The sequence below is a fragment of the Pseudomonas sp. HMWF006 genome, assembly GCF_003061205.1.
Taxonomy (GTDB): Bacteria; Pseudomonadota; Gammaproteobacteria; order Pseudomonadales; family Pseudomonadaceae; genus Aquipseudomonas; species Aquipseudomonas monsensis.
Genome location: NZ_QAIU01000610.1, coordinates 582 through 10,327, shown reverse-complemented (window position 1 = coordinate 10,327; position 9,746 = coordinate 582). Strand labels below are relative to the sequence as shown.

Genomic DNA, 9,746 nt, shown 5'->3' with positions numbered 1-9,746 from the left:
GATCTCGGCTTCCTGTTCGGCGCTGAAGCCCTGACCGCTGCGTTCGGCTTGTTCACGCTTGACCTGCACCAGCACGCCGGCAGCCTGCTCGGCACCCATCACGCCGATGCGCGCATTCGGCCACATCCACAGGAAACGCGGATCGTAAGCCCGCCCGCACATGCCGTAGTTGCCGGCGCCGAAGCTGCCGCCGATGATCACGGTGAACTTCGGCACCTTGGCGCAAGCCACCGCCGTCACCAGTTTTGCACCGTGCTTGGCAATGCCGCCGGCCTCGTATTTCTGGCCGACCATGAACCCGGTGATGTTTTGCAGGAACAGCAGCGGAATGCCGCGCTGGCAAGCCAGTTCGATGAAGTGCGCGCCTTTTTGCGCGGCTTCGGCGAAGAGGATACCGTTGTTGGCGAGGATCGCGATCGGGTAACCGTGCAGGTGCGCAAAACCGCAGACCAGCGTGGTACCGAACAGCGCCTTGAATTCATCGAACACCGAGCCGTCGACCAGCCGCGCGATCACTTCACGCACGTCGAACGGCTGCTTGGCGTCGGCCGAGACCACGCCATACAGCTCGTCGCTGGCGTAAAGCGGCGCAATCGGGGTGCGTTGTTGCACCTCGCCCAGCTTGCGCCAATTGAGGTTGGCCACGCTGCGGCGGGCGAGGGCGAGGGCGTGTTCGTCGCTCTCGGCGTAATGGTCGGCCACCCCGGAAACCTTGCAGTGCACATCGGCACCGCCGAGGTCTTCAGCGCTGACCACTTCACCGGTCGCCGCTTTCACCAGTGGCGGGCCGGCGAGAAAAATCGTCGCCTGATTGCGCACCATGATCGCTTCGTCGGCCATCGCCGGCACATACGCGCCACCGGCAGTGCACGAGCCCATGACCACGGCAATCTGCGGAATGCCCATCGCGCTCATGTTGGCCTGGTTGAAGAAGATCCGGCCGAAGTGTTCGCGATCCGGAAACACTTCGTCCTGACGCGGCAGGTTGGCGCCGCCCGAGTCCACCAGATAGATGCATGGCAGGCGATTTTGCTGAGCGATGGTCTGCGCGCGCAGGTGTTTTTTTACGGTCAGCGGATAGTACGAACCGCCTTTCACCGTCGCGTCGTTGGCGACGATCATGCATTCGACGCCTTCGACCCGGCCGATCCCGGCGATCACGCCGGCTGCCGGTACGTCTTCGCCATACACAGCGTGGGCGGCCAACTGGCTGATTTCGAGAAAGGGCGAACCCGGATCAAGCAAACGGTTGATCCGCTCGCGCGGCAGCAATTTGCCCCGCGAGGTGTGGCGTTCCTGGGCTTTTGCGCCGCCACCCTGCGCCACTTGGGCGAGCAGGGTGTGCAGGGCGTCGACCTGTTCAAGCATCGCCGCGCTGTTGGCAGCGAACTCCGCTGAACGGGGATTGAGCTGAGTGTGCAGAATCATGGGCTACTCCGTAGCAGCTTGAAGTTTCAAGCTACAAGCTGCAAGTTGAGGCAAGAGCGCATGTCTCTTGTCGCTTGAGGCTCGCAGCTTGCCGCTGACGAAATTCATTTCGTTTCGTTGAACAGCTCGCGGCCGATCAGCATGCGGCGGATCTCACTGGTGCCAGCACCGATTTCGTACAGCTTGGCGTCACGCAGCAAACGGCCCGCCGGGAATTCGTTGATGTAGCCGTTACCGCCGAGAATCTGGATCGCGTCGAGGGCCATTTGCGTGGCGCGCTCGGCGGTGTAGAGGATCACCCCGGCGGCATCCTTGCGGGTGGTCTCGCCGCGCTCGCAAGCCTGGGCCACCGCATACAGGTAGGCGCGGCTGGCGTTGAGTTGGGTGTACATGTCGGCGACTTTGCCCTGGATCAACTGGAACTCGCCAATGCTCTGGCCGAACTGTTTGCGGTCGTGGATGTACGGCACGATCAGGTCCATGCACGACTGCATGGTCCCGGTCGGGCCGCCGGACAGCACCACGCGTTCGTAATCGAGGCCACTCATCAGCACTTTCACACCGCCGTTGAGCACGCCGAGGATGTTCTCTTCCGGTACTTCAACGTCATCGAAAAACAGCTCGCAGGTGTTGGAGCCGCGCATGCCGAGCTTGTCGAACTTGTTGCTGCGGCTGAAGCCTTTCCAGTCGCGCTCGACGATGAACGCGGTGATGCCGTGCGGGCCTTTTTCCAGGTCGGTCTTGGCGTAGATCACGTAGGTATTGGCGTCAGGGCCGTTGGTGATCCAGGTCTTGCTGCCGTTGAGGACGAAGTGGTCGCCGCGTTTGTCGGCACGCAGTTTCATCGAAACCACGTCGGACCCGGCGTTCGGCTCGCTCATCGCGAGGGCGCCGACGTGTTCCCCGCTGATCAGCTTCGGCAGGTATTTGCTTTTCTGCTCGTGGTTGCCATTGCGATTGATCTGGTTGACGCAGAGATTGGAGTGCGCGCCGTAGGACAGTGCCACCGAGGCCGACCCGCGGCTGATTTCTTCCATCGCCACCACGTGCGCCAGGTAGCCCAGACCTGCGCCACCGTACTCTTCCGGCACGGTGATGCCGAGCAGGCCCATATCGCCGAATTTGCGCCACATGTCGGCGGGGAACAGGTTGTCGCGGTCGATCTGCGCAGCACGTGGAGCGATCTGATCGGCGACGAAGGACTGAACCTGATCGCGCAGCATGTCGATAGTTTCACCGAGGGCGAAGTTCAGGGATGGGTAGCTCATGGGTCACCTTTTGGCTTTTTTGTAGGGTGGGGAGGGCGGTCGAACAGCTCTCACCTTTACGTTAACGTAAGCCTGCGGCGGATGGCTGTCAATCACCCTTTACGTTAACGTCAACTTGAGCGAGAGTAAGGGCAGTTCAAGATTGAAACGGAGCAGACCTTGTGGGAGCGAGCTTGCTCGCGAAAGCGTCAGATCAGTCAACATGGATGCTGAATCCGCTGGCCTCTTCGCGAGCAAGCTCGCTCCCACCGGGATTAAATCCGACAAACCCATAAATAAAGACAATAGGGGTCGTCATGGATCAACCCAGTGCAAACCCGCAGCGCAGCTACACCCGTGGTTCTCAGGACAAAGCCCTGCTGGCGATGACCATCGGGCAGAAGTTCGATCACACCGCCGCGCAATATCCTGACGGTGAAGCGCTCGTCGTGCGCCATCAGCAACTGCGCTATTCCTGGCGACAACTGGCCGATGCGGTGGACCTGCACGCCAGAGCGCTGCTGGCGCTGGGTATGCAGGCGGGCGATCGGCTCGGAATCTGGGCGCCAAACTGCGCGCAATGGTGCATCACGCAAATCGCCACGGCGAAGATCGGCGTGATTCTGGTCAACATCAACCCGGCCTACCGCAGCACCGAACTCGAGTACGTGCTCAAGCAATCCGGCTGCCAATGGCTGGTCTGTGCCGGAGCGTTCAAGTCCTCCAACTACCACACCCTGTTGCAAGGGTTGGTGCCGGAACTGGCCGAGCAATCCATTGGCCAGTTGCGCAGCGAACGCCTCCCCGAACTGCGAGGGGTAATCAGTCTTGACGCGCAACCACCGTCAGGTTTTCTGGCGTGGTCGCAACTGGCTGATCTGGCCACCAGCATCTCTCCCGAACAACTACACGAACGCAGTGACAGCCTGCACTTCGATCAAGCGGTCAACATTCAGTACACCTCCGGCACCACCGGTTTCCCCAAGGGCGCGACCCTCAGTCACTACAACATCCTCAACAACGGCTACATGGTCGGCGAAAGCATCGGCCTGACGCCTGCCGATCGCCTGGTGATCCCGGTGCCGCTGTATCACTGCTTCGGCATGGTCATGGGCAATCTCGGCTGCATTACCCATGGCAGCACGATGATTTACCCCAACGACGCTTTCGATCCGTTGCTGACCCTGCACGCCGTGGTCGAAGAGAAAGCCACCGGTCTGTATGGCGTGCCGACCATGTTCATCGCCATGCTCGACCAGCCGCAACGCGGCGAATTCGATCTGTCGAGCCTGCGTACCGGGATCATGGCCGGCGCCACCTGCCCGATCGAAGTGATGCGGCGAGTCATCAACGAGATGCACATGAGCGAAGTGCAGATCGCCTACGGCATGACCGAAACCAGCCCGGTGTCGCTGCAGACCGGGCCAAACGATGAGCTTGAATTGCGCGTGACCACCGTCGGCCGCACCCAGCCGCAGCTGGAAAGCAAGGTCATCGACGAAGCCGGCAATCTGGTGCCGCGTGGCACCATCGGTGAACTGTGCACCCGCGGTTACAGCGTGATGCTCGGCTACTGGAACAACCCGCAGGCCACTGCCGAAGCCATTGATGAGGCGGGCTGGATGCACACCGGCGACCTGGCGAGCATGAACGCCGAGGGCTATGTGAACATCGCCGGGCGCAACAAGGACATGATCATTCGTGGTGGCGAGAACATCTACCCGCGTGAGCTGGAGGAGTTTTTCTTCACCCATCCGGCCGTGGCGGATGTGCAGGTGATCGGCATTCCGTGCTCGCGCTATGGTGAGGAGATTGTTGCCTGGATCAAATTCCACCCGGGCCACAGTGCCACCGAGCTGGAATTGCAAACTTGGTGCAAGGAGCGCATTGCGCACTTCAAGACGCCGCGTTACTTCAAGTTCGTCGAGGATTTTCCGATGACGGTGACGGGCAAGATCCAGAAATTCAGGATGCGTGAAGTCAGCATCGAAGAACTACGCGAAAAGCAGGCTTGATAGGGATCAAATGTAGGAGTGAGCCTGCTCGCGATAGTGGTGTGTCAGTCGATGCAAATATTGACTGATACACCGGCATCGCGAGCAGGCTCACTCCGACAGGGGATTTGGGGGGATTCAGGAATCACAGAAAGCACAAAGGGGAGCCGAGGCTCCCCTTTAATTTTGTCGTCGCGTGCTCTTTTTATTATTGAGGGGCGGTCTGTTGTTGTTTTTGGCAACCGTTGCCCTTTACCGCTGTTTTTGGCGACCCCCATCCGGGGTCAAGAGCAAACGTATTTTTTTGAGCGCTGATCTGCTTTCTCGTTAAACGATCCAACCGATTCGGGAGCTACCTGAAGGTAGTTTTATTGTTCTCTGCCCGGTTGCGGGTCACTCCTGAGAGCACCCTGAAAAGCACACCTTCTCCAAAAAAATCTGTTAGCTGCGTCTCTGCCGTGTTGTTTTTGTTATGTCAGAGTCGGTACGTCTTATTTTTATTGGTTTGCTGCTTTTTATTCTTGTTATGCCATAGAGATAGCAGAAGCCGTGCCAACTTTTAAAATACCTTATAAATCAATGTCTTAAGATTTTTCAGGATTTTTTGATCAGGCAGAACCAGACAATTTGTTTCCGTGTTACCCGCTTGCGTCCACATTTCGGACACAGCGGTAACACCCATCCCCTCACTGTGCGCTACGGGCCTTGGCCACGCGCGAACCGCTCGGGCGACCGAGCACGGCACTGATTTGCTGACCCGCAGCAATCAAGGCGTCCAGGTCGATACCGGTCTGAATACCGAGGCCATTGAGCAGGTACACCACATCTTCGGTGGCCACGTTACCGCTCGCGCCTTTGGCGTACGGGCAGCCGCCCAGCCCTGCGATAGAGCTGTCGAACACGGCAATACCTTCGAGCAGGCTGGCATAGATGTTGGCCATGGCCTGGCCGTAGGTGTCGTGGAAGTGCCCGGCGAGTTTTTCCCGTGGCACTTGCGCCGACACCACCTCGAACAGACGGCGAGTCGCGCCCGCCGTGCCGGTGCCGATGGTGTCGCCGAGGGACACTTCATAGCAGCCCATCGCATACAGCTCGCGGGCGACCATCGCCACTTGCTCGGGGGCGACCGTGCCTTCGTACGGGCATCCGAGCACGCAGGACACGTAACCGCGCACGGTAACGCCGTGCTGTTTTGCGGCTTCCATGATCGGTGCGAAGCGCGCCAGGCTTTCGCTGATCGAGCAGTTGATGTTGCGCTGCGAGAACGCTTCGGAGGCGGCGGCGAACACCGCGACTTCCTTGACCCCGGCGGCGAGGGCGTCTTCAAAACCGCGCAGATTTGGCGCCAGCGCGCCGTAGGTCACGCCGGGTTTGCGCTGGATCTGTGCAAACACTTCGGCGGAACCCGCCATCTGCGGGACCCATTTCGGTGAAACGAAACTGCCGACTTCTATATAGCCAAGACCGGCAGCGCTGAGTGCATCGACCAGTTGCACCTTGTCGGCCACGCTGATCGGTTGGGCTTCGTTCTGCAGGCCATCGCGCGGGCCGACTTCGATCAGGCGTACTTGGGAGGGGAGGGACATGGGCGGACCTGCTCTGGTGAATTCGTGGAGAACCCCTGTAGGAATGAGCCTGCTCGCGATCGCGGAGTGCCAGATAAAAACTGCTTGACTGATACACCGCTATCGCGAGCAGGCTCACTCCTACAGGGGGATTTGTGTTGTTTGTCAGATGGCCTGCTGGCTCTTGAGCGTCTGCTCCAGCGCCTGCACGCAGCGCTCTTCGGCGGTATCGAGTTCCAGCTTCATCTGTTCGATGTCGAGCAACTGTTGCTCCAGTTGTTCGCGACGCTCGCTGATTTTCGCCAGCATGCTGTTGAGCTGTTTGGTGTTACCGCTGGAGGGGTCGTAGAGTTCGATCAGTTCGCGGCATTCGGCCAGGGAAAAACCGATGCGCTTGCCGCGCAGGATGAGTTTCAGGCTGACCTTGTCGCGGGGCGAATAAATGCGTTCCTGACCGCGACGCTCGGGGCTGAGCAGGCCTTGTTCTTCATAAAAACGGATCGCCCGGGTGGTGATGTCCAGCTCGCGGGCGAGGTCGGAAATACTGTAGGTCTGACTGCTCATGAAAGCGCTCGAAAGAAGGTCTTGGCGCTAAGCTAATGGCTGGTTGACGTTTACGTCAAGCAAGAAAAGGATCGCAGCCTTGGGCAACTCCTGCACCTGTCTGTGCAGGAGCTGCCGAAGGCTGCGATCTTTTACTCTTTCTTCAAACCGCCTGCTTATCCAGCTTCTTCTCCTGCGCCGTCACCTGCTGGCACAACTCGATCATCTGTTCACGCATCCAGCGATTGGCCGGATCCTGATCGGTGCTTTCATGCCAATACAGGTGCGTTTCCACCGGCGGCACATCATTCACCGGTAAATTGAACGCTTGCAGTTCATGGCGTCGGGCAAACCGCTCCGGCACCGTCATGACCATGTCGGTCTGCTGCATCACCTGCGATGCCATCAGATAGTGCTGCGAGCGCAGGGCAATCTTGCGCTGAATGCCCATTTTGCCGAGGGCCAGATCGACATACCCCAGGCCGCTGCGGCGGCTGGAAATATGGATGTGGGTCAGCGACAGGTAATCATCCAGCGACAGTTTTTCCTTGCCCGCCATGGGGTGACCCTTGCGCATCGCGCAGACGTAACGGTCTTCCATCAATTTGACGTGGCGCACCTGCGGGTCGGTGTTGAGCGGCGCATCCACGGCGAAGTCGAGGCGCCCGGCGGCCAGTTCCTTAGTGGTTTCCCGGCGTTTGGACAGAAAACTTTCGATGATCACCGTCGGCGCCAGACGACGCAGGCGCTGGAACAGCGGCGGCAGAATCACCGCTTCGGTGAGGTCGGTCATGCTGATGCGGTAGGTCTTGACCGCTTGCGCCGGGTTGAAAATGCGGCTTTCCTGAACCGATACGCGCAGCAGCGACAGGGCGTTGCGCACCGGGCCGATGATGTTCTGCGCCATCGGCGTCGGCACCATGCCCTGGGCTGTGCGCACGAACAGCGGGTCGTTGAAGGTTTCACGCAACCGCGCCAGGGCGTTGGACACCGCCGGCTGGGTGATGCCGACAATCTGCCCGGCGCGGGTCAGGTTGGCTTCGGTGTAGATCGCGTCGAAGACGATGAAAAGGTTGAGGTCGACCTTACTCAGATTCATAACGCGGCTTCTCTTGTTTTTAGGGGCGAGTGTTCAGGGGCTGATGATCAGTGAATCATATATCGGTGATGAATGTTTATACACGCCGAGAATAGGCTAGGTAAATTATCAGCGCTGTTCTAGCATCGAATGCATGACTTAAACAACCTCTGCCACAGAAGGTATTCGCTCATGGATTTCGCTTATTCGCCCAAGGTGCAAGAACTGCGTGAGCGCGTGACCGCGTTCATGGACACTTACGTTTACCCGGCCGAAGCCGTGTTCGAACGCCAGGTTGCCGAAGGCGATCGGTGGCAGCCAACGGCGATCATGGAAGAGCTCAAAGACAGGGCGAAGGCTGAAGGTCTGTGGAACTTGTTTCTGCCCGAGTCAGAACTCGGCGCCGGTCTGACCAACCTGGAATACGCACCCCTGGCGGAAATCATGGGCCGCTCGTTGCTCGGTCCTGAGCCGTTCAACTGCTCGGCGCCGGACACCGGCAACATGGAAGTGCTGGTGCGCTACGCCAATGAAGAACAGAAACAGCGCTGGCTCGAACCGCTGCTGCGCGGCGAGATCCGTTCGGCGTTCGCCATGACCGAACCGGACGTTGCCTCGTCCGACGCCACCAACATGGCCGCCCGCGCCGTGCGCGATGGCGACGAGTGGGTGATCAACGGCAAGAAGTGGTGGACCTCCGGCGCGTGCGATCCGCGTTGCAAGATCCTGATCTTCATGGGCCTGAGCAATCCCGACGCTCCGCGTCACGCCCAGCACTCGATGATCCTCGTGCCGGTCGACACCCCCGGGGTGAAAATCCTCCGTCCGCTACCGGTATTCGGTTATGACGATGCGCCGCACGGTCACGCCGAAGTGCTGTTCGACAACGTGCGAGTGCCGTACGAAAACGTTCTGCTCGGTGAGGGCCGCGGTTTCGAAATCGCTCAGGGACGACTTGGCCCAGGCCGCATTCACCACTGCATGCGTTCGATCGGCATGGCCGAGCGTGCGCTGGAGTTGATGTGCAAACGTTCGGTGAGTCGCACCGCGTTCGGCAAACCCTTGGCGCGTCTGGGCGGGAATGTCGACAAGATCGCCGACTCGCGGATGGAAATCGACATGGCACGCCTGCTGACATTGAAAGCGGCCTACATGATGGACACCGTCGGTAACAAAGTGGCGAAGAGCGAGATCGCGCAGATCAAGGTGGTCGCGCCGAATGTGGCGCTGCGGGTGATCGACCGGGCGATCCAGATGCATGGCGGGGCCGGGGTGTCGAACGATTTCCCGCTGGCCTACATGTACGCCATGCAACGCACCCTGCGCCTGGCCGACGGCCCGGACGAAGTGCACCGCGCAGCGATTGGCAAGTTCGAGATCGGCAAGTATGTGCCGAAAGAGATGTTGCGCAGCGAGCGCTGATCCTGGACTGAGTTATCGTTCTTCGCTGGCAAGCGAGCTCCCACAGTGTCCGAGTCGTACACAAAATTCATGTACGCTCAAAAAACCTGTGGGAGCTGGCTTGCCAGCGATGACGCAAGCAGGTTCAACACATCAACATCAGGCTCAATACACCCAAACCTCAACCCGCCGATTCTTGATCCGCCCCTCATCCGCGCTGTTCGCCGCCACCGGCATCAACGCGCCAAACCCGCGTACCTCACGCAACACCACGCCGTTCTTCACCAATTCCCGTCGCACCGCCATCGCGCGCAGTTTCGACAATAAATCCGCCCGCGCCGGGTCATCCTTTTCATCACCAAAGCCCACCAGCGTCACCGCCCGGTCGGTTTTGTCATGGCGTTCTATATAGTCGAGTACGCGGGCGAGATCCTGACGCGCCTTGTTGTCCAGGTTCGCGCTGCCTTCCTCGAAACGGAAGTTCACCGTC

General features: G+C 59.6%; 8 protein-coding genes. 2 read left to right on the top strand and 6 right to left on the bottom strand.

The window, feature by feature from the left end; genetic code table 11:
- Both DBR24_RS28535 and DBR24_RS28530 read right to left on the bottom strand, forming a co-directional pair.
- The coding region (locus tag DBR24_RS28535; protein WP_128616372.1) for a carboxyl transferase domain-containing protein at positions 1 to 1,428 on the bottom strand (1,428 nt) is incomplete at its 3' end.
- A gap of 104 nt (positions 1,429 to 1,532) precedes the next feature.
- A complete protein-coding gene (locus DBR24_RS28530) occupies positions 1,533 to 2,696 on the bottom strand; it encodes an isovaleryl-CoA dehydrogenase (RefSeq protein ID WP_128616371.1) in 1,164 nt (387 codons plus the stop codon).
- Positions 2,697 to 2,992: 296 nt separating this feature from the next.
- Here DBR24_RS28530 and DBR24_RS28525 point away from each other — a divergent pair, with 296 nt between their 5' ends.
- Positions 2,993 to 4,690 (top strand): AMP-binding protein, encoded by a 1,698-nt coding sequence (locus DBR24_RS28525; protein ID WP_128616370.1) that lies wholly within the window; start codon positions 2,993 to 2,995, stop codon positions 4,688 to 4,690.
- A 665-nt stretch (positions 4,691 to 5,355) separates the two neighbouring features.
- Here DBR24_RS28525 and DBR24_RS28520 read toward each other — a convergent pair.
- The 3 genes from DBR24_RS28520 to DBR24_RS28510 form a co-directional block, all read right to left on the bottom strand.
- A complete protein-coding gene (locus tag DBR24_RS28520; RefSeq protein WP_128616369.1) occupies positions 5,356 to 6,255 on the bottom strand; it encodes a hydroxymethylglutaryl-CoA lyase in 900 nt (299 codons plus the stop codon).
- A 144-nt stretch (positions 6,256 to 6,399) separates the two neighbouring features.
- Positions 6,400 to 6,798 (bottom strand): MerR family DNA-binding transcriptional regulator, encoded by a 399-nt coding sequence (locus DBR24_RS28515; RefSeq protein ID WP_042559912.1) that lies wholly within the window; start codon positions 6,796 to 6,798, stop codon positions 6,400 to 6,402.
- Positions 6,799 to 6,940: 142 nt separating this feature from the next.
- Positions 6,941 to 7,876 (bottom strand): LysR family transcriptional regulator, encoded by a 936-nt coding sequence (locus tag DBR24_RS28510; RefSeq protein ID WP_128616368.1) that lies wholly within the window; start codon positions 7,874 to 7,876, stop codon positions 6,941 to 6,943.
- 171 nt (positions 7,877 to 8,047) lie between these two features.
- Here DBR24_RS28510 and DBR24_RS28505 point away from each other — a divergent pair, with 171 nt between their 5' ends.
- Positions 8,048 to 9,277 (top strand): acyl-CoA dehydrogenase, encoded by a 1,230-nt coding sequence (locus tag DBR24_RS28505; RefSeq protein WP_128616367.1) that lies wholly within the window; start codon positions 8,048 to 8,050, stop codon positions 9,275 to 9,277.
- Between the two features lie 144 nt (positions 9,278 to 9,421).
- Here DBR24_RS28505 and DBR24_RS34225 read toward each other — a convergent pair.
- Positions 9,422 to 9,746: OmpA family protein (locus tag DBR24_RS34225; protein ID WP_256591935.1), on the bottom strand; the 325-nt coding region annotated here is incomplete at its 5' end.

Bases quoted from the DNA above. Each gene is read 5' to 3' on its own strand.
- DBR24_RS28530 (WP_128616371.1), bottom strand. From the start codon at position 2,696: ATGAGCTACCCATCCCTGAACTTCGCCCTCGGTGAAACTATCGACATG.
- DBR24_RS28525 (WP_128616370.1), top strand. From the start codon at position 2,993: ATGGATCAACCCAGTGCAAACCCGCAGCGCAGCTACACCCGTGGTTCT.
- DBR24_RS28520 (WP_128616369.1), bottom strand. From the start codon at position 6,255: ATGTCCCTCCCCTCCCAAGTACGCCTGATCGAAGTCGGCCCGCGCGAT.
- DBR24_RS28515 (WP_042559912.1), bottom strand. From the start codon at position 6,798: ATGAGCAGTCAGACCTACAGTATTTCCGACCTCGCCCGCGAGCTGGAC.
- DBR24_RS28510 (WP_128616368.1), bottom strand. From the start codon at position 7,876: ATGAATCTGAGTAAGGTCGACCTCAACCTTTTCATCGTCTTCGACGCG.
- DBR24_RS28505 (WP_128616367.1), top strand. From the start codon at position 8,048: ATGGATTTCGCTTATTCGCCCAAGGTGCAAGAACTGCGTGAGCGCGTG.